17 protein-coding genes are annotated in these 18,767 nt (G+C 71.5%); 9 read left to right on the forward strand and 8 right to left on the reverse strand.

All coding sequences use genetic code 11. From position 1 onward, the window contains the following. The first annotated feature begins 174 nt into the window (after positions 1–174). On the forward strand, positions 175–915 hold the full coding sequence (locus ACZ4MU_RS09620) for an aKG-HExxH-type peptide beta-hydroxylase (RefSeq protein WP_467873191.1): 741 nt from the start codon (positions 175–177) through the stop codon (positions 913–915). Between the two features lie 72 nt (positions 916–987). On the opposite strand, the gene ACZ4MU_RS09625 is transcribed toward ACZ4MU_RS09620, so the two are convergent. From ACZ4MU_RS09625 to ACZ4MU_RS09645, 5 genes are all read right to left on the reverse strand, one after another. Next, the gene (locus ACZ4MU_RS09625; protein WP_467873193.1) at positions 988–3,372 is read right to left on the reverse strand and encodes a glycoside hydrolase family 44 protein; all 2,385 of its coding nucleotides are present in this window, start codon (positions 3,370–3,372) and stop codon (positions 988–990) included. A 330-nt stretch (positions 3,373–3,702) separates the two neighbouring features. Then, positions 3,703–4,638, reverse strand: a complete 936-nt coding sequence (locus ACZ4MU_RS09630; RefSeq protein ID WP_467873196.1) for a helix-turn-helix domain-containing protein — start codon at positions 4,636–4,638, stop codon at positions 3,703–3,705. Between the two features lie 265 nt (positions 4,639–4,903). Continuing rightward, positions 4,904–5,830 (reverse strand): ectoine hydroxylase, encoded by a 927-nt coding sequence (gene thpD, locus ACZ4MU_RS09635; protein ID WP_467873199.1) that lies wholly within the window; start codon positions 5,828–5,830, stop codon positions 4,904–4,906. Further along, positions 5,827–6,378 carry a GNAT family N-acetyltransferase gene (locus ACZ4MU_RS09640; RefSeq protein WP_467873203.1) on the reverse strand — a complete coding sequence of 184 codons (552 nt, stop codon included), beginning with the start codon at positions 6,376–6,378 and terminating at the stop codon, positions 5,827–5,829. The genes thpD and ACZ4MU_RS09640 overlap by 4 nt, the downstream gene beginning before the upstream one ends. Further along, the gene (locus ACZ4MU_RS09645) at positions 6,375–7,661 is read right to left on the reverse strand and encodes a M20 metallopeptidase family protein (RefSeq protein ID WP_467873206.1); all 1,287 of its coding nucleotides are present in this window, start codon (positions 7,659–7,661) and stop codon (positions 6,375–6,377) included. Before ACZ4MU_RS09645 ends, ACZ4MU_RS09640 begins: the two co-directional genes overlap by 4 nt. A gap of 256 nt (positions 7,662–7,917) precedes the next feature. Here ACZ4MU_RS09645 and ACZ4MU_RS09650 point away from each other — a divergent pair, with 256 nt between their 5' ends. The 7 genes from ACZ4MU_RS09650 to ACZ4MU_RS09680 are packed head-to-tail and all read left to right on the forward strand — an operon-like array spanning position 7,918 to position 14,944. Then, complete coding sequence (locus ACZ4MU_RS09650; RefSeq protein ID WP_467873598.1) at positions 7,918–8,841, forward strand: polysaccharide deacetylase family protein; 924 nt, start codon at positions 7,918–7,920, stop codon at positions 8,839–8,841. Next, on the forward strand, positions 8,838–9,851 hold the full coding sequence (locus tag ACZ4MU_RS09655; protein ID WP_467873209.1) for a pyridoxal-phosphate dependent enzyme: 1,014 nt from the start codon (positions 8,838–8,840) through the stop codon (positions 9,849–9,851). The genes ACZ4MU_RS09650 and ACZ4MU_RS09655 overlap by 4 nt, the downstream gene beginning before the upstream one ends. After that, entirely contained in the window at positions 9,852–10,799 is a 948-nt protein-coding gene (locus tag ACZ4MU_RS09660) for a diiron oxygenase (protein ID WP_467873212.1), read from the forward strand. It abuts the gene before it with no gap. Continuing rightward, complete coding sequence (locus tag ACZ4MU_RS09665) at positions 10,796–11,827, forward strand: ornithine cyclodeaminase family protein (protein ID WP_467873215.1); 1,032 nt, start codon at positions 10,796–10,798, stop codon at positions 11,825–11,827. Before ACZ4MU_RS09660 ends, ACZ4MU_RS09665 begins: the two co-directional genes overlap by 4 nt. Before the next feature lie 22 nt (positions 11,828–11,849). Beyond that, entirely contained in the window at positions 11,850–12,830 is a 981-nt protein-coding gene (locus ACZ4MU_RS09670; RefSeq protein ID WP_467873218.1) for an ornithine carbamoyltransferase, read from the forward strand. 45 nt (positions 12,831–12,875) lie between these two features. Further along, complete coding sequence (locus ACZ4MU_RS09675; protein ID WP_467873220.1) at positions 12,876–13,793, forward strand: methyltransferase domain-containing protein; 918 nt, start codon at positions 12,876–12,878, stop codon at positions 13,791–13,793. Positions 13,794–13,819: 26 nt separating this feature from the next. Next, a complete protein-coding gene (locus ACZ4MU_RS09680; RefSeq protein WP_467873223.1) occupies positions 13,820–14,944 on the forward strand; it encodes a hypothetical protein in 1,125 nt (374 codons plus the stop codon). Between the two features lie 140 nt (positions 14,945–15,084). On the opposite strand, the gene ACZ4MU_RS09685 is transcribed toward ACZ4MU_RS09680, so the two are convergent. Then, complete coding sequence (locus ACZ4MU_RS09685) at positions 15,085–16,125, reverse strand: HAD-IIA family hydrolase (protein ID WP_467873226.1); 1,041 nt, start codon at positions 16,123–16,125, stop codon at positions 15,085–15,087. Positions 16,126–16,319: 194 nt separating this feature from the next. Between ACZ4MU_RS09685 and ACZ4MU_RS09690 the strand changes: the two genes are divergently transcribed. Continuing rightward, a complete protein-coding gene (locus tag ACZ4MU_RS09690) occupies positions 16,320–16,967 on the forward strand; it encodes a dihydrofolate reductase family protein (protein ID WP_467873229.1) in 648 nt (215 codons plus the stop codon). Positions 16,968–16,993: 26 nt separating this feature from the next. On the opposite strand, the gene ACZ4MU_RS09695 is transcribed toward ACZ4MU_RS09690, so the two are convergent. Together ACZ4MU_RS09695 and ACZ4MU_RS09700 are read right to left on the reverse strand one after the other, a co-directional pair. Further along, positions 16,994–17,617 (reverse strand): TetR/AcrR family transcriptional regulator, encoded by a 624-nt coding sequence (locus ACZ4MU_RS09695; RefSeq protein ID WP_467873231.1) that lies wholly within the window; start codon positions 17,615–17,617, stop codon positions 16,994–16,996. A 4-nt stretch (positions 17,618–17,621) separates the two neighbouring features. Further along, on the reverse strand, positions 17,622–18,752 hold the full coding sequence (locus ACZ4MU_RS09700; protein ID WP_467873234.1) for a hypothetical protein: 1,131 nt from the start codon (positions 18,750–18,752) through the stop codon (positions 17,622–17,624). Positions 18,753–18,767 lie beyond the last annotated feature (15 nt).

An 18,767-nucleotide genomic window follows, 5' to 3' on the forward strand; every position in this document is an offset into this window, starting at 1 on the left:
GGCCGCGACGAAGCAGTCCGGGTCGGAATAACGCCAGCCGGCACCATGAGCTTGGTCCGGAGCCACCAGCGGGCGGTCTTCGGACTCCTTGAGCCCCATCTCAAGGGTGGGCCTGAGCCCTCCTGTCTGCACCCCGGCCTGGTTTGGGCGGCAGAGCAGGCATCCGCCGCCGCGGTGGACGCCGAGCGCGTCGCCGACCTGATCCGCAGCCTGAAAACTGGGGGTCTCATGCCTCCGCTTGAGCACCTCGCACTTGACGCACCGCTGCACCCCGATTGGTGCCGATGGGGCATTCGTCAGCTGCTGACGGATATTCGGCTCACGCGGGGCACCGATGACGCTGAATTCAGCACGCCGGAGATGAAGGAGGGGGTCGCGCACCTGGAAGGCGCCCGGGAAACCCTGCGAAGGGTATGGCCGGAAGCCGCCCTGGAAATGGATCTACTGATCCGCGTCATCGTGTACGTGCAGGGGGGCGCCTTCCGCTCCGGTACCCTTCGACAGACCTTTGGGGCCATCTACCTCGGCACAGCCAGCGTCGAAAGCACTCCCGCCGCTTTCGAGGCGCTCCTGCACGAAACCGGCCACCATGCCCTCTATCTGCGCAACCACTTCGAGACGTTCGTGACGAACGGTGACGCGATGGTGAGCCACGCTCTGCGTCCCGACCCACGACCGGTCGCTGGTGCCGTGCACGCTGCACATGTGCTCGCGCGTATGACGTACGGGCTCACCCGCTGGGCAACGGAGCCGTCGGCGCCGCCCGAGGTCTCCGATCGCCGCGACGAGGCTTTGCGACGTTTCAAGGGGACCATCGCGGCACTGGAACCGGTCGCGGAGTGGACGGAGAGGGGACGGTTGTACTTCGACGACCTCCTCAAGTGGGAAAAGGAACTGACAGATAATCAGTGCTGACAGAACCGCACGGTCAAACAGCTACACGGCCGACCCCTGCTGCCGGGGTCGGCCGTGCCGGTGCAGGTTGGGTCAGTGGAGGGCCTTGCGTGCGGGTGCGTGGCCGACGGCCCGGGAGGGGGCGGTCGCTGCCGCGGTGCCTGCGGTGGTGCAAGGTGTGCCGTTGAGGGTGAAGGTGCTGGGCGCGGTATTGGCGCCGGAGTAGGAGCCGTTGAAGCCGATGGTGGTGGAACCGCCCGTGGGCAGGGACGCGTTCCAGCCGGCGTCCTTGACGGTGACCGCGGCACCGGTTTGCGACCAGGTGCCGTTCCAGCCCTGGGTGACCTTCTGCTTGCCGGTGAAGGTGAATCCGAGGCTCCAGCCGTTGACCGGTGCGGCCTGGTTGGTGATCCTCACGTTCGCGGTGAAGCCGGTGCCCCAGTCGCTGCTGATCTGATAGGCGACGGTGCAGCCGCTTGTCGTGGCCGGGCCGGTGGTGACCTGGAGCGATGCCGACGGAGGCGAGCTGCGGCCCGCGGTGTCGGTGGCCACGACGCGGAACGTATAGGCGGTGGCCGGGGTCAGTCCGGTGAGCGTGGCGGTGGTCGTCGACGCGGGGACGGTGGCCAGCGGCGCCGTGGTGGCCGGGTCACCGGCGTACACGCGGTAGTCCACCAGCGGGGAGGTCCCGGGTGTGGCGGCGGGCCAAATCAGCGTCACGCGGTCGGGACCGGTCGCGGAGGCCGTGGGAGTGCCGGGTGCCGAAGGCGGGGTGGCCTGGGTCGAGCCGGCGGGAATGACGTACTCGGTGATGGAGTACGCCGGGAAGGTCGCGGTGAAGGAGCCGCCGCTCAGCGGCTGGTCGGCCGGGTGCTGGATCGCGGTGGGGTCGGCCTGGCCGTAGCGGTAGACCTGCGCCGCTGCCGGGAGCGCGGTGCTGCCGGTCACGGAAACGGGTGCGGTCAGGTCGCCGGTGGTCTTGTTGATCACCATGACCGTGGTGGCGCGGTCGCCGCTGCGCTCGGCCGCGTACACCGACAGCTTGTCCTGATCGGCACTCGCGGCCCGGACGGAGGTGTCGCCGAAGGCGCCGCCGTGACCGTCGTAGTTGAGGAACATGCGGAAGGCGTACGCTCCGGGGTCGCTCGCTTTGGGTGGTGACCACAAAGTGGCCAGATCCAGTCCCTGACGCCCGAAGATCCCCAGCACGTCCGCCTCGGCAAGGCCACCGTCGATGTGGTCCAGCGCGCCCCAGTTGTACTCCGAGATGGCCAGCTTCGTACCCGGGTAGTTCTGGTCCACCAGCGAGCGCATGCGGGGGATGAACTGGATCGGCTGGTTGATCCAGCTCTCGTCGACGTAGGAGGGATCCCACAACTGCCGGGTGGAGCGCAGTCGCAGGGCCTGTGTCGCCGCGTCGTCCGCGCTGCCGGACACACCGGACTGCTGCGGGTAGATGTGCTCGTCGAAGTAGTCCAGGATCCGGCGCCCGTGCGCCTGCTGGTATTCCTTCATCCTTTGCAGGTACCACGGGGCGAACTGCACGCCGCCGTGGGCGGCGGCGTCCGGCGGGTTGGACCAGCAACTGCCGCCCTGCTCGCCGCACACCTGCTGGTCGAGGCCGGAGTAGATCAGCGAGTTGAAGCCCCAGCCGACCGGTCCGAGGGTCTGCGCGCCCGGGTCGGCGTCCTTGACCGCCGCGGCGGTGGCGTAGGTGCTGTCGCGCAGTTCGTCGAAGCCCGCCCCGGTCGGGTGAACGTCGCGGTGTGTGCCGGACCAGAGGTCGGGTTCGTTGTCCAGGTCGTAGAACCGCACCCCGCCGCTGTCCGCGCTGCCGTAGGCGCTTTTGAGGTACTGCACCCAGCCCTTGACGAAGTCCGGGCCCGCGGGCGTGCTGGTCTCGGCCGGATCGTTGCCCTTGATCAGGGTGCCGTCGGGCTTCTTGCCGTTGCCGCAGTCCGGTCGCCACTGCGCGTCGGTGTCCTGCTGGGGGCCGTACTTGGCGATGCTGAACCCGCAGCGGTCGTCGCGGGCCGCCGCCGTCCAGCCGATCATCGGCACGGTCATCAGCGTGTCGGTGCCGGTCCTGCGGTTCTGGTCGACGAACTTGTCTGCCTGTGATCCGGCGGGCAGGTTCTTGGTGTCATTGTTGTAGTGCAGGTTTTCGAAGTACCAGTCGGACCCGGCGTTGTAGGCGTCGAGTTGGTAGTTGTAACGGGTGGTGGCGTTGCCGCCCCAGCGGCCCGTCGGCAGGCGCAGTTCCTCGGCCAGTGCCTCGTCGGGGAAGTTCATGCCGTAGATGTGGGGGTCGATGGCGTGCCGCCCGGTGGTGGCGTCCACCGTGATCGCCGGGCCGGCGGCGGCGTCGGCTGCCCGTATCGACCGCCCGGGACTGGTTTCGTCACCCTGTGCCGTCCCGGCGCCTGCCAGCAGCACCGCGAATGCCGCCAGGGCGGCCGCCTTGTGTGTCGTACGCATGGTCTCCTTCTCAACAGCTGGCAGCACGGGCGGTACGGTCCGCGGCGCCGGAGCGTGCGATCGGTACGTACCGTCGGCCGTGCCGCGGCCTTCGGTGGGGGATGGAAACGGCCGCGCTGGGGGAGCCTCACCGGCCGGTGGCGGCGAGACAGGACTCCGCGGCCGGCGATCGCGCCGCGCGTCCGATGGCTGAACTCCTCAACTCGCCCCAGGCCGGGCCCAGTCGATGGGTGGGAGCGCTCCCATATTGGAGTCTGGAGTGCCCGGCCCGGAGTGTCAACACGTATGCATGAGCGGTCACATGGGCGGGATCCAGCGCCTCCATGTCCCTCAGGAGCGGAAGGTGCGGCGGTAGGTGTCGGGTGGGACCCCGACGCTGCGATGGAAGTGGCGGCGCAGGGTGGTGGCGGTGCCCATGCCGGTGGCCACGGCGATGGTGTTCACGGTGGCGTTGGTGGTCTCCAGGAGCTGCTGGGCGTGGCGGATGCGTTGGGTGTGGAGCCACTGCAACGGCGTGGTGCCGGTGAGGTGTTTGAAGTGCCGGCCGAGATGGCGTGAGCTCATGCGGGCCTGGCGGGCCAGGTCTTCCACGGTGAGCGGCTGGTCCAGTCGCTCCAGCGCCCAGGGGAAGAGTTGGCTCAGAGGGTGGTTGCCGGGGGCGGGGAGGGGCGTGGCGATGAACTGGGCCTGGCCGCCGTCGCGGTGGGGTGGGATGACCAGGCGTCGGGCGATCTTGTTGGCGTTGGCTGAGCCGTGGTCGAGGCGGACCAGGTGCAGGCACAGGTCCATGGCGGCCGCCTTGCCCGCGGAGGTGAGGATGTCGCCGTTGTCGACGTAGAGGACGTCGGGATCGATCGCGGCAGCCGGGTGGCGCCGGGCCAGTTCCCGGGTGTGAGCCCAGTGCGTGGTGGCGCGACGGCCGTCGAGCAGTCCTGCCGCGCCCAGGACGAAGGCGCCCGTGCACAGGGACGCCACGCGGGCACCGGCCGCGTGAGCGGCGCGCACCGCCTCGACCAGTTCGGGAGGCGGTTCGCGATCCGTGTCGGCCCAGCCGGGGACGATCACCGTGTCCGCGCGCGCGAGGCGGTCGAGTCCGTGGTCGGGTTCAAGGCTGAAGCGGCCGACCCGGACCGGGCCGCTCCCGCAGAGGGCGAAGTCGTACCAGGGGTCCACGAGGTGGGTCAGGTCGGACCCGAAGATCTCGACAGCCACGGCCAGTTCGTAGTGGAGCATGCCTTCGGTGACGGCCAGCGCGACAGTGGTCATGTCCGAAACTGTAGGCTGCGTGCCGTTTCCGACGCGGGAGAGGTGATCTTTCCGGCCGCGGCCTTCTCCGGGGGCCTGGGAGACCGCGCCGGTGCCTGGGTCCCAGGGACGTGTTCCCGTGATGGCCGACCGGGCGGGTGTCCGTGGCCGGGTGATCGATCCGACCTGCCGCCGGGTGCGCGGGGAGGCGGCGGTGCGGTGGAGGACAGGCGAGAGGATCTCACCGACCACCTCGGCTTCGGCGTCCGCGGCTGACGCCCGCACGTCACCCCGCAGACGGGTGGGGGAGCGGGGTGAAGGTGCGGCTCGCCAGATAGGTGGGGCGTGGGCGCGCTGCCGCGTACGGGGTGCCGATCGGATTCTCGACGCTGTTGTAGACGACGAAGAGGTTGGTGCGCGGGAACGGCGAGACGTTGGAGGCGGACGCATGCAGGCTGTTGGAGTCGAAGACGACCGCCGAACCCGCCGGGCCGGTGAACTGGCGGATACCGAGGTCGCGGGCCAGGGCCGCGACCTCGGCGCGGTCCGGTGGGCCGGCCGGGAGGTTCTTTCCCTGAAGGGAGGTGTGGTGGTAGTCGGGAGGCGTCCGGCCGGCGGAGGGGACGAAGGTGCGGTGTGCCCCAGGGATGATCATGAGCGGGCCGTTGTACGGGGCGTTCTCACTCAGGGCGATGGACAGGCTGAGTGCGCGCGGCGCCGGCATGCCGTCCTCGGAGTGCCAGGTCTCGAAGTCCGAGTGCCAGCCGAAGCCCGAGCCGGTGAACGCCGACTTCAGGTTCACCCTGGTCTGGTGGACGTACACATCCGAGCCCAGGATCTGGCGTGCGATGCCGACGAGCCCGGCGGACCGGACGATCCGGCCGAACGTATCGCTGAGCGCGTGCACCTCGAACACCGAGCGGATCCCGCCGCCGTCGGGCTCCGGTACCACTCGTCCCGATGCGCTCAGCGAGCGGTCGGCTTTCAGACGCCCGGTCTCCTCCAGACAGGCCGCTGTCTCCTCCTTGGACAGCAGCGCCTCGAAGTGCAGGAAGCCGTCGCGGTCATAGGTGCTGAGCCGGGCGGAGGACACAGGGCCGTCGGCGTCGGCGTTCCAGACGACGGGGTGCCGGCGCGGGAAGGGAGCCGCGGCGTGCGGGGTGCGGGTCGGGTACAAGTCCCCGGATTCGGAGGGGCGCACGGTGGTCGTCATCGTCGGCTCTCCATCGTCTCGGGAGACATGACCGGCCGGAGGGCCGCGGCAGGGGAGGCGGCTCGTTGGAACAGAGCCCCGGAGTTGCGGTGCGGCAGGTCGACGATCCGCAGGAGTGTGAAGCCCTGGTCGAGGTAGTAGCGGTGCAGCAGGTGGTTGGTCTTCCACGCTTCCAGCCGCAGCCGGGGTCTGCCCCGTTGGTGGGCCAGGGCGCCGGCCCAGTCCAGCAGGTGTGCGCCCAGCGCCTGTCCGGCGGCCGCCCGGCTGACCACGAGGTCGTGGACGTAGAGCGCTGATGCGGGGTCGTCCTCGCTCCACCATTCGAGGTCGGCACGCGCGTGGACGGTGATGGTGGCGACGGCCGTGGTGTCACGGAAGACGAGATAGCAGTCGCCCGCCTCGATCGCCTCCTCCATGCGCCACCGGCGCGGCGGATACTGCCACTGGTCGAGGCCGCGGCCGGCCAGCCAGCGACTCCCCTCCAGCCACAGGCCCTCGACCCGGTCGAGGTCGCCGGGGAGAGCGGTGCGTATGTCGGGGGCCGTCATGGCGCGAGCTCCGTCGCGCCTCCTGCGAGGAAGGTGAGTGCCACGGCCGCGTGGCAGGCGATGCCCGAGGCGATCGCGTCCTCGTCCAGTTCCATGCGGGGCGAGTGCAGGGACGGGGCCTCGTGCGGTTCCAGGCCGGGCGGGCACACACCGAGAAACGCCAGGGCGCCGGGGACCGCCCGCAGGACGTAGGCGAAGTCCTCCGCGGTCATCTGTGTGGCCGTCAGGACGTCCACCGCGTTCGTCCCCAGCGCGCCCGCGGCCGCGCGAAGGACGAAGTCGGTGAAGCCGGGGTCGTTGACCGTGACCGGATAGCCCGGCTCGATGGCCGCCTCGGCTCGTGCTCCGTGGGCCTCGGCCACCCCCTCGGCCACCCTGATGATCTTTTCGTGCAGCATCTTCCGGGTGGGTTCGGACAGGGTGCGCAGAGTGCCGCCCAGCTCCGCGGTGTCCGCGATGACGCCGGGTGCCGTACCGGCGGCGAGGCGGGTCACACTGAGCACGGCCCGGTCGTCGGCGGACAGGCTGCGGGTGACCATCGTCTGCAGCGCCAGCACGATCTCGCACACCACCGGTACCGGGTCGCACGTCGTGTGCGGCGCGGAAGCGTGTCCGCCGCGGCCACGGACGAGGACGCGGAACCGGTCGGAGGCGGCCAGTTGCGGACCGGGGCGCAACCGCAGTGCGCCTGAGGGCAGCTGGGGGTGGACATGGAGGGCGAAGGCGGCGTCGGCTCTGTGTCCGGACGCTTGAAGGACACCTTCCTCGATCATGTGGCGGGCCCCATGATGGCCCTCCTCACCGGGCTGGAACATCAACACCACGCGCCCGGCGATCTGTGCGCGCCGCTCGGCGAGCAGCCGTGCCGCGCCCACGAGCATCGCCATGTGGGCGTCATGGCCGCACGCGTGCATCAGCCCGGGGGTCCGTGAGGCGAAGGGCAGTCCGCTCTCCTCGGCCACCGGAAGGGCGTCCATGTCGGCGCGGAGCAGGATCGTCGGCCCGTCGGCCGCCCCGGAGAGGACCGCGGTGAGGGAGGTGAGCGCGCGGCCGGTGTGGATTCTCAGGCCGAGTCCACCGAGGGCGTCGAGCAGCAGCTCCTGCGTGTTGGGCAGGTCCAGGCCCTGCTCCGGACACTGGTGCAGCGCGCGGCGCAGGGCGATGGCTTCGGGGGCCAGCCGGCGAGCCGCGTCGAGCAGAGGCGGGCCCGCGGGAGTCCCGGTGGGCTGCTGGGAGAGGGCGGCGTCTTGTGCGTGGTGCGGAGCCCGGGGCGCAGGGGTCATGCAGCCGTTCTCCTTCCCGGGCCCGGTCCGTGGCGGCCCGGCCCGCGGCGGCGTCGGGGGAGGCGGCCGTACTGTCTCACCGTAGGGACCGCGGGCGGGGCCGGACAGCCCCCGTGTGCCGCGGTGGACGGGATCAGGACACCACCACGTGCGGACAGGATGGCGGATTCCCTGTGCTGACCGGGGGCCGACGCGCTGAGATGCTCGACCGAGTCAGCCCGCGAACCCGAGTGAGGGTGAGGCCCGATCCATGACGATGTCCGCGTCCGCGGGAGCGACACCTGAACGCCCGTGGGAATGGGGCGAGGCCGAATGGCGACGGCACGTCGACCGGGTCCGTGCCGGGCGCAGTCTCAAGCCCGCGTCCTGGCCCGAAGGCGCGCGCTGCGCGGTGGCGCTCTCCTTCGACCCCGACCACGAGACCATTCCGCTCCGGGACGGCGAGGTGACGCCCGGCAAGCTGTCACAGGGCGAGTACGGCGCCCGCGTCGGCGTCCCCCGCATCCTGCGCCTGCTGGCGCGGCACGCCGTGCCCGCCACGTTCTTCATGCCGGCGGTGTGCGCCCTGCTGCGTCCGGGCGAGGCCCGGGGCTACGTCGACGCCGGGCACGAGGTCGCCGTCCACGGCTGGATCCATGAACGCGCCATGGGGCTGGAGTACAAGCACGAGCGGGACCTGGCCTTCCGGTGCGCGGACACCCTGGAACGCGTCACCGGCCACCGGCCCGTGGGCATCCGCACGCCCTCCTGGGACTTCACCGAGCGCACCCTGGACATCATCCGCGAGCTGGGGCTCCTCTACGACTCCTCCCTCATGGCGGACGACGAGCCGTACGAGCTGCTGGCGTACGACGAGCCCACGGGCGTGGTGGAGATCCCGCCGGAATGGATCCGTGACGACGCCGCGTATCTGAACATGGACCGCTCCACGGCCGTACGTCCCTACACCCCGCCCCGACAGCTGATCCCGTTGTGGCGGGACGAGTTCGACGCGGCCCACGCGGACGGCGGTCTCTTCCAGCTCACCCTGCACCCGCACGTCATCGGGCACCGTTCCCGGATGGTGGTCCTGGAGGAACTGCTGGAGCACATCGCCGCCCGTGGTGACGTCTGGTACGCGACACACGCGCAGGTCGCCGGGCACGTGCGGCAGGAGGCGACCGGCGGCACGGCCTTATGAGCCGGTCACCGAGGGAGGGTCTCGCCTGGACGCCGGTGCTCCGGCTGGGCGTCGAGGTGGCCGGTACACCGCGGCGGCTGTGGCTGAAGCTGGAGGGCAACAACCCCTCCGGGTCCATCAAAGGACGCACGGCGCTGGCGCTGTGGCGGGACGTCGCCGACCGGGTGGATCCGGGCGTGGGGCTGGTGGAGTCCACTTCCGGCAATCTCGGCCTGGCCCTGGCCGCACTGACCGCCGCCCACGGTGTGCCGTTCACCGCGGTGGTGGACCCGCGCGCCAGCGTGGCGCTGCTGTACGACATCCGCGCCCTGGGGGCCCGGGTGGTGACCGTGGACGCCCCGGACGGAGCCGGCGGCTATCTCCTCAACCGTCTCGCTCGGGTGCGGGACCTGCTCGACAACCAGCCGGGGCTGGTGTGGCCCGACCAGTACGCCAATCCGGCCAATCCGGGTGCCCATGAGGCCGGCACGGCGCCCGAGCTGCATCGGCAGACATCCGGGGAGCGGATGAGCGTCCTGGTGGCGGTGTCCACCGGCGGCACGCTCGCCGGCTTCCGACGGTACGTGGCCGCGTCGGGCGCCGACTGGGAGCTGATCGGGGTGGACGCGGTCGGATCGGCGGCCCTGGGCGGGCGGGTCGGCCCCCGCCTGCTGTCCGGCATCGGCTCCAGCCGTCCGTCCGCCTTCCTCCCCGGCGGCCACCGGCCCACGGTCTACGTCCGCCCCGCGGAGGCGGTCAGGGTGTGTCTGTGGCTGCGCGACACCACCGGGATCGGTGTCGGCGCCAGTGCGGGCGCACTCGTGGCGGCGGCACTGCGCCTGTTCCGGGCCGACGCCCGGCGCACCAGCGCCGCCTGTCTGTGCCCCGACGGCGCGGACCGCTACCTCGACACCGTGTACTCCGCCGTATGGCGCCGGGCACACGGCATCACCGGGCACGCGGGAGCGCCCGGGGTCCGCGTCCTGGCTGTCGGTGAGGCTGCCGGTGCGGTGAGCGGGGAGGCGGGATAAGTGCACACCGACGGCGGCGAGCGGGACTGGTACGCGAAGGCGGGCGTGCGCAGGGACCCGCGTCGGCTGCTGCGCGACGAACTGCGCGCCGGGCGGCTGTACTTTCCGCCGGCCCTCATCCCCTACGGTGCTCATCCCCTGGTGTGTGCGCTGCCCGCGCGGGCGCGGGAGGCGCTGGCCGCGCGGCACCTGTTCCAGTATCTGGGCTTCACGACGCATTTCGAGACCCAGGTGGTCAATCGTGCCACCCAGCTCATCGCCACGGGCGGCTGCGGCGTCGACATCCCCGCGGAGACCAGGCTCGACGCCTTCCGGATCTACTGCGACGAGGGCTATCACGCGCTGTACAGCTTCGACGTCATCCGGCAGATCGCGGACGCCTGCGGCATCGAACCGGTGCCGTACGTGTTCACGCCGTTCCGGGCGCACCTCGACGCGATCGGCGGGGAGGCCCTGCCGGGCCAGCCGGTGCTCGCGCAGCTGCTGCAGGTCGTCGTCTTCGAAACGCTCGTCACCGCCATCCTCAGCGAGGTGCCCAAGGACGAGCGGGTGCTCGGTGTGGTCCGGCAGATCGTGCGTGACCACGCCCGGGACGAGGGCTGGCACCACGCCTTCTTCGCGGGCTTCTTCCGGGAGTTGTGGGCCCAGAACTCCTCCGCCCAGCGGGTGCGCATCGCCCGCTGTCTGCCGCGGCTGATCCGCTCCAGTCTGCTGCCGGACCTGCGCCCGGTACGGGCCATGCTGAGCATGGCGGGTCTCAGCGCGGCTCAGGTGGAGGACGTGGTGGGGGACTGCTATGCACGGGCCGAGGGCGAGCGGCGGACGCGCGTGGCGGCGCGGCACGCTCTACGGCTCTTCGAGGAGACGGGCGTGCTCGCGGTCGAGGGCGCCCGGGACGCCTTCCACGAGGCGGGCCTGCTGACCGAGGGGAAAGAAGGCGGTTCGTGAGTGAGGACGTGCTCTTCCTGGACCGTACGGCCGTGCGGGAGTGCGCGGCCGAAATCGACGTGTGCCAGGTCGTGACCGACGCGCTGGTCCGGCATGCCCGGGGCGCGGGCACCCTGCCCGCCGAGGGCTATCTGCCCTGGACCAACGACCGCGGCGGCTCCTGCCGTTCGCTGGCCATGCTCGGCGCGCTGGAGGGCGACGGCGCCCCACCCGTGCGGGGGATGAAGCTGATCAACGCCGCCACCAGCAACCCGGCGCTCGGCCGGGAGCGGGCAGCCGGCGTCAGCCTCCTGTTCGATCACGAGACCGCACGCCCGCTCGTGCTGGCCGAGGCCGGCTGGCTGAGCGCGGCCCGCACCGCCGCGTACACCATGGTGAGCCTGCGTCACCTGGGCCCGCCCGGCTGGCAGGAGCTGACGCTCATCGGCTGCGGCACCCTGGCCCGTATCCATCTGGAACTGCTCGGCACGGCCTTTCCGCAGGTGCGCACAGTGCACGTGTACGACGTCGATCCCCGGCGGGCCGATGCCCTCGCCGACTGGAACGCACAGCAGCGGCCCCAGTTGCGCACGCTGGTCCACGCCACCGCGCGGGAGGCGGTGCGGGCCTCCCCGGTGGTGGTGACGGTGACCACGACCGAGACGGGCTATCTGCCCGCGGCCTGGCTGCGTCCGGGGACCTTCGTCGCCCATGTGTCGCTCGCGGACCTGCTGCCCGAGGCCCTGCTCACGGCGCAGGCCCTGTACGTCGACGACATCGGCCTGGTCCAGGACAACCCGCGCCGCGTCCTGGGGGCGTTGATGCGCGAGGGAAGGATCACCGCCCGGGCGCCGGGGCCGGCGGGCGGACGCGCCGTCGACGGAACGCTCGGCCAGGTCCTCACCGGTGAGGTGGCGGCCGAGCGGCCCGGCGCCGGGCATGTCATCAGCAATCCGTTCGGCATGGCCGTCCTGGACGTCGCTCTGCTCGCGGCCGTCCACGAGGTCGCCGTGCGCCGCGCGTCCGGCCGACGGCTGCGCCTTTACTGAGACACGGAAGGCAGGACTGCGCATGCGTGACATCACCGGCCCGGACTCCCTGCTCGGAGCCCCTGTCCCCGGCCCGGAGCATGGACTGTTCTCCCTGGCCGACTTCCCTCCTGAGAAGCTGAGCAGTCTCCTTGCCAGATCGGTCGAGCTGTTCCGGGACCGCGACGCGCACGACCGGCCGCTGGACGGCCGGGTCGTCGGTGTGCTGTTCACCCGCACCTCCACCCGGACCCGCACCGCCTTCCACAGCGGCGCCGTCCGGCTCGGCGGTTCGCCCCTCTCCTATGGGCCCGACGACCTCCAACTGAACACGGGCGAATCGGTGACGGACACCGGCCGGGTCCTCGGCCCCATGCTCGACCTGCTGGTGGCGCGCACGGCAGGGCCGCTGGAACAGCTGCGCGAGCTGTCCCGTGCGGGCCGCCTTCGCGTGGTCAACGCCATGGCGGCCGAGGAGCACCCCACGCAGGGCGTGTGCGACCTCGCCGCACTGACACTCGCCTTCGGCGACTTGAGCGGGATCAGGGTGCTGTACGCGGGGGAGGGGAACAACACGGCCACGGCCCTCGCCCACGGCCTGGCGACGATCCCCGCGGCGCACGTCACCTTCGCCACCCCTCCCGGCTACGGCCTGCCCGAGGAAGCGCTGGCCGTGGCGCGCAAGAACGCCGAGGCCACGGGGGCGCGGATCGGCCAGATCCACGACCTCGCACAGGCGCCGGCCGAGGCCGACGTCGTGTACACCACGCGCTGGCAGACCACCGGCACCAGCAAGCCCGACCCTTCCTGGCGGGAGGTATTCCGGCCGTTCCACGTCGACGCCGCGCTGCTGCGCAGGTACCCGGACGCCGTCTTCCTGCACGACCTGCCCGCCCACCGCGGCGACGAGGTCGCCGCAGAGGTGCTGGACGGCCCCCGGTCCCTGGCCTGGACCCAAGCGGCCATGAAACTGCCCAGCGCCATGGCCGTGTTGGAGCACACCATCGGGCTGCGGCCCCGCTGACGCGACCATCCGGACTCCCACCGTCCATCAGGAGCGAGGCACGCCATGCCGCACGTCTCACGGGTCACCGACTACACCCACCTGACGCCGCACGATCTCGAGCCGCCAGGGGAACCGGAGGTCTTCTTCGAACCGGCCGACACCGAGACCGGCGTGTGGGTCGCCACGGACCTGCTGCCGCCCGGCGGCGGAGGCACGGTGCTGGACCTCGGGTCGGGCAGCGGAGCCGCCGCGGCCGCCATGGCCCGGGCCGGCGCGGCCCGCGTCCACGGCATCGACTCCGGTGAGCAGACCCTGCGCTACGCCCGCACGCGCTACGCCTCCCCTCCCGGTGACGGGAGAGTCACCTTCGCCCGTGGTGACTTCGCGCTGATGAGCGCGGCGCGGCTGCTCGCCACAGCCCCCGGCCCGCTTCCCCGGCCCCTGGTCGTCACCAGCAATCCCGCCTATGTGCCGCTGCCCCCGGAAGTGGGCCGGGCCCGCCCCTCGATCAGCGGTGGGGCCGATGGCCTGAGGTGGGCCGGGCCGATCACCGGGCACGCCCGGGCCCTCGGCGCCGACCTCGGCCTCACCCTCGGCAGCTACTCCGCGCCCCGGCGCGCGGTCGCCGGACTCGCCGAGGCCGGATACCGCATCGCCGCTGTGACACTGTGCCCGTTGCCGCTCGGCGACTTCACCCGACGCCATTCCGAGCGCGTCCTGGCCCTGGAAGAAGCGGGGGAGGCCGTCCTGTGGCGCCGTGGGCCCGGCCCGCTCGCCTACTTCATCGTCGGCCTGGCCTGCCGCCGGGCGGAGGCAGCGGGCCATCCCGCCGGCGCCAAGGAGCTGATGGACCTCCTGCACAGCGCGGCGCGGTCGAGGACCACCCGGCTGGAGAACCTCGATGCGCCGGGCGAGACCCCCTGCCCCTGGCCCGTACGCGTCCTGGACCTGCCCCTCGCAAGCGCACGTCACCACTGGTAATGCCGCTGCCCCAGGGAGCCCGCCTCATGCCTTCGTCCGTTCCTGCGGCACCGCGGCCCGCGGAGCCCGTCTCTCCCGTCAGCGTCACGGAGGGCGCCGTCGAACACAGCGTCGACTTCATCAGGCCCCACCTGCGCATGCACGCGGCCACTCGGGTGGTCCTGTACGCGGGAGTCCAGATCAACGGAGCTCCGCATCTGGGCACCGGCGTTCTGCAGACGGCGGCCTTCCTGCTGGCAGAGGCAGCCCGTGACCGGCTCGGCGTCCAGTCCGAACTCCGCTTCGGCGCGCTCGACAACGCCCCCTGCCAGACCCGCCTCTGCCCGCGCACCGGCACCCTCTACACCCGCTCCTACCACCACGCGGCCGGTCCGGACCGGATACTGGAGCTGGTGAAACGGTTCTACAGCGGTCTGTTCGACGCGCTCAGCGCCATGACCGGTGTGCCGTACTCCGTCGAGACGTACACGGACCAGCAGCGGACACCCGCCTTCCGCGAGGAGTTCCTCGATTCCCTCGCTCAATGGGACCGGCTGCGGTTCTCACTTGCCCCGTCCAGCGGGCACGTGCCCATCAGCTTCCCGTGTCCGCGCTGCGGCTGGCTGCAAAAGCACGGCGAGGACACCGAACTCCTGGCTTTCGACGGCAGCCGTGCCCGTTTCACCGCCCTCTGCCTCGACCACGGACGCCATGAGGCCGAGGCCGGGCCGCAAGGGGACGCGTACGTGGGGCTCACCACGCTGCACCGCAACGTCGTCAAAGAGCGGCTGGCCGCCCGGGAGGCCGCCCTGCCCGTCATCGTCAAAGGCGCGGACTGGGCGGCGGGTTGCCGTCTGCTGGACGAGGCACACCTCTGTTTCCCGGGCGGTGTCCTTCCGCCGGCCCGCGTCTTGACACCCGTCGTCCTGTCCGCGTCCGGTGCCAAACTGTCCAAATCCCTGATGCGGCAGGGAAGGGCGGACCTGTCCCCGGACACCCCGCCGTGGATGCTGGACGCGACGCGCTGGGAGGGCACGACGCAGGAGTACGCCTCGACGCTGCACCGGCTGGTGTCACTGATGCTGTCCGCTCCGCAGCACTTCGAGCGCGGCTACACCACATCGGAAGTGGTGCGGCTGCTCGGCCGGACCGGCTCCCGGCCGGGCGGCTGAGCAGCGCCGGGGGAGCCGGGCCGTCGGTCCCGGAGCGCCCCACCGGGGGTGCGGCGAACCATGCCACCTGCGGCGCGTGTGTGCCGCAGACCGTCGACGGCCCGGCGCGGAACCTCTCGTGGAGCGTGCCCGGAGAGCCTTCAGCGGTCGGCTGTGCCATCGAGCACCGCCAGGGCCCGCAGCGGGTCCGGTCGCTCGGGCGCCGCCGACCAGGCGGCCGTGCAGGCCGCCCACAGTCCCGCACAGGCGTCGCCGCCTCCCTCCACCAGCACGGCGCCGTCCTCGACCCTGGCGTACCAGCCCCGGCACCACCATCCCCGCGCCCGCGGGTCGGCGACGAGTGGCGGCGCGCACAGGGCTCGCAGGTCCCGTCCCAGATGCGTGGGCCGGAGGTGGGGCGGTGCGACGAACAGGTCGGCCGGGCGGGTACGGCCGGTCAGGACCAGGAGACTGTCGTATCCGGCACGCCGGGCGCCCTGGACGTCGCTGTCCAGGCTGTCGCCGACCATCAGGGGCCGGTGGGCGCCGGCCCGCCGAGCAGCCTCCCGGAACAACGCGGGTGAGGGCTTGCCCGCGACGATCGGCTCGGCTCCCGTGGCGGCCCGCACCACCGCGACCAGGGCACCATTGCCGGGCACGGTCCCCCGGGGGGTGGGAGCGGTCAGGTCGGTATGGGTGACGATCCACGGTACGCCGCGCGCCACCGCGTGACCCGCCTCGGCCAGCTCCTGCCAGGAGACCGTCGGCGCGAACCCCTGGACCACGGCGGCGGGACGGTCCCGCTCGAACGCCACGGGCCGCAGCCCGTGTGCGACGACCGCTGCCCGCAGGGCCGGTGAGCCGATGACGAGGACCGGCGCGTGACGGCGGCACCGCTCGGCGGCGAGGCGCGCGGCAGCCTCAGCCGATGTCACCACCTCGCCGTCGTCGACCGCCAGACCGAGGTGCCGCAGGGCCGCCGCCACACCGGCGGGGGAACGGTTGGCATTGTTGGTCACATAGACGGTCCGTCGGTCGGCCTCCCGCAGCCCGCGCAGCACGGGCACGGCATACGGCACGGGATGGGAGCCCACGCGGACCACGCCGTCGAGATCCACCAGTACGGCGTCGTACAGCCGCAGCAACGGCAGGCCGGCTGACGGGCCGGGTGCCGCTCTGTCCGCTGGCTCCGATCCGCTCATAGGCCCCCCTCTGCCGCCCCGTGCAGTGTGCTGATGGGACCCCGCCGGGCGAAAGGGAGCGATTCGGACACCAGGCCGATGCCGGAGGGACAGGCTCTCGTGGGACACACTTTCTTTGCCGGTTCCGGATGCGGCGATGAGTTCTCGCGGCCCGGAGAGTCTGAACACCGTTGTCGACCACATGGGAGGAACACATGCCTCAGCTGCTGAGAGTTCAGAATTTCAGCGTCTCGAGTGACGGGATCGGTGCTGGTGAGGACCAGAGCCTGGAGAATCCGTTCGGCCACGCCATCGATCCGGCGAAACTCTTCGCGTGGGCAGGCGCCACGGCGAGCTGGCCCATGCGCACCGACTCCGGGGGGAGCCGGGGACTCGACGACTACTTCACGCGGGACTACGCGCGCAACATCGGGGCCGAGATCATGGGCCGCAACAAGTTCGGCCCGCAACGCGGGCCCTGGAACGACCATGAGTGGCGCGGCTGGTGGGGTGAAGAGCCTCCGTTCCGTACCCCCGTGTTCGTCATGACCCACCACAGGCGTCCTTCGTTCACGCTCGCCGACACCACGTTCCACTTCGTCGACGGTGACCCTGCCACGGTCCTTGAGCAGGCGCGGGAGGCGGCGCGGGGCAGGGACGTCCGGCTCGGCGGCGGCGTCACCACCATCCGGGAGTTCCTGGACGCGGACCTCGTCGACACCCTGCATGTCGTGGTCTCGCCGGTGAAGATCGGCTCGGGACTACGGCTGTGGGAGTCCCCCGACGAGCTGCTCGACCGTTTTCACCTGGAGGTCGTGCCCAGCCCGAGCGGTGTGACGCACCACCTGTTCTGGAGGAAGTGACCGGGCCCCGGGGCTGAGGGCGAGCCTCAAGACCCCGCGGGCACGGCGGCCGCGGTCGGGGACAGCGCCGGGGCCAGCCAGCGGCCGAGAAGGGTTCGGAGCCGGGCTTCGTCCTGCGGCGGCTCGCTCGGGTGCTGCAACAGCGATGTGAGCAGCCGCATGATGATCTCGGCGAGGCCGTCGAGGTCGGGTGCACCGATGCCGGCGGTGGCCCAGTCGACGGGGAAACGCTGCAACATCTTGGCGCCGTAGGCGATCGTGTCCGGGGTGGTGGCGCCGCGGCCGAAGGCGGTGGTGTCTCCGAGTTGCAGCAGCAGGCTCAGGCGTGGCTCGGTGGGGATGGTCCGTACGCAGAAGACCATGCTCTCGACCACGGCTTCGGCCGGATCGGTGATCCCTTGGAGGTGAGCGATCATCCGGTCGACGAACGACTCGGCGCCCTGGGCCGCGACCTCGGCGATGATGTCGTTGAGGCGGCCGAAGTGGCGGTAGACGGTCTGGCGGGTGACGCCGAGTTCGCCGGCGACGTCGGACAGGGTGGTCTTGGTGACACCGTGCCGGTCGATGCAGCGGGCGGTCGCATCGATGATGCGCTGCCGTGCCTCCGCCTCCGATGCGGGAGGTCGGCCTCCCCAGCCGTGGTGCCCCATGGTTTCAGGATCGCACAGGCTCTTCGGCCCGGTGGGACGTGGTGGCGCGGAGCGCGGCGACGATGAGCCCGGTGGCGGCGACAGCGCACAGTGCGGCGTACCAGAGGCTGCCGATCGGGGTGCCCTGCTCGGTGATGTTGTCGACCGCCGCGAAGTAGGAAGGCAACGCGCTCAGCCAGAGGGCACAGTGGACGCCGAGGTAGAGCGCCGGGTAGGTCCGCACGAACAGGGGCGAGGCCACCGGGGCCGGATCGGTTCGCGGTGCGCGCCAGGCGTCCGCGAGAAGACAGAGGCCGACGATCCAGACCAGGGCGAGCTCGGCGCCGATGACGGCCCGCTGGACCCCGAGGTGGTCACCGCCGCGGAAGGCGTTGCCCGGCGCGCCGGCGATCACCATCGCCAACGGGGTCAGGACGCCGGCGGCGGCGGCGCGCAGACTGATCCGGCGGCCGTTGGGCGTGCTCCGCCGCCCGTCCGGCACGCCGACCAGGCGGATGACGAGGTAGGTCATCGCGCCGAAGGACACCGAGGCGAACAGGAACATGCTGTTCATCGGGACCGAGGCGAGCGCCGGCTCGTTGATCATCGTGTTGTCGGGGTTCCAGGCCCACCACTTCAGCTGGGGGCCGAGCTGGTCGAACAGCTCGTAGAACGCCTGGCAGACGAACGCGACCGCCAGCGAACCGGCCAGGAGCCCGCGCCGCGCGAAGACTCCGAGGGCGCGGACCACCTCGTAGGCGAGCTGCGCAAGGGCGGGGTAGAAGGCCACGATGTAGAGCGGCAGCCGGTCGTACATGAACTGCACGGTGAAGACGTTGTGGGAGAAGATGAGACCGACGTGTTCCTCCAGACCGAACCAGCCGGGGAAGTAGAGCGGCGGCTCGATCACCGCCAGATAGACGACGGAGGCGAACCACAGCGAGATGTTGACCGGGTCGCCGTCGCGCCGCCATCGCCGCCAGGCGTGGATGAGGGCGAACACCGCGCCGCCGATGACCAGCAGTTCCAGGAACGGCATGGTGGCGTTCTCGAGACCGAACGGGTTGCGGACGTCCACGACGGGGTGAGCGTCATGGCAGGAGAAGCCGAGCCTTTCCGCGAGGCGCTCGGCCGCTGAGTCGCATGCGTGGGCCATGGCGTGCTCCTCGGG

This window comes from Streptomyces sp. NPDC026377, from assembly GCF_055567715.1.

Coding starts and splice junctions, on each gene's coding strand:
- ACZ4MU_RS09625 (WP_467873193.1), bottom strand. CDS start 3,372: ATGCGTACGACACACAAGGCGGCCGCCCTGGCGGCATTCGCGGTGCTG.
- ACZ4MU_RS09630 (WP_467873196.1), bottom strand. CDS start 4,638: ATGACCACTGTCGCGCTGGCCGTCACCGAAGGCATGCTCCACTACGAA.
- thpD (WP_467873199.1), bottom strand. CDS start 5,830: ATGACGACCACCGTGCGCCCCTCCGAATCCGGGGACTTGTACCCGACC.
- ACZ4MU_RS09640 (WP_467873203.1), bottom strand. CDS start 6,378: ATGACGGCCCCCGACATACGCACCGCTCTCCCCGGCGACCTCGACCGG.
- ACZ4MU_RS09645 (WP_467873206.1), bottom strand. CDS start 7,661: ATGACCCCTGCGCCCCGGGCTCCGCACCACGCACAAGACGCCGCCCTC.
- ACZ4MU_RS09650 (WP_467873598.1), top strand. CDS start 7,918: ATGTCCGCGTCCGCGGGAGCGACACCTGAACGCCCGTGGGAATGGGGC.
- ACZ4MU_RS09655 (WP_467873209.1), top strand. CDS start 8,838: ATGAGCCGGTCACCGAGGGAGGGTCTCGCCTGGACGCCGGTGCTCCGG.
- ACZ4MU_RS09670 (WP_467873218.1), top strand. CDS start 11,850: ATGCGTGACATCACCGGCCCGGACTCCCTGCTCGGAGCCCCTGTCCCC.
- ACZ4MU_RS09675 (WP_467873220.1), top strand. CDS start 12,876: ATGCCGCACGTCTCACGGGTCACCGACTACACCCACCTGACGCCGCAC.
- ACZ4MU_RS09680 (WP_467873223.1), top strand. CDS start 13,820: ATGCCTTCGTCCGTTCCTGCGGCACCGCGGCCCGCGGAGCCCGTCTCT.
- ACZ4MU_RS09685 (WP_467873226.1), bottom strand. CDS start 16,125: ATGAGCGGATCGGAGCCAGCGGACAGAGCGGCACCCGGCCCGTCAGCC.
- ACZ4MU_RS09690 (WP_467873229.1), top strand. CDS start 16,320: ATGCCTCAGCTGCTGAGAGTTCAGAATTTCAGCGTCTCGAGTGACGGG.
- ACZ4MU_RS09695 (WP_467873231.1), bottom strand. CDS start 17,617: ATGGGGCACCACGGCTGGGGAGGCCGACCTCCCGCATCGGAGGCGGAG.
- ACZ4MU_RS09700 (WP_467873234.1), bottom strand. CDS start 18,752: ATGGCCCACGCATGCGACTCAGCGGCCGAGCGCCTCGCGGAAAGGCTC.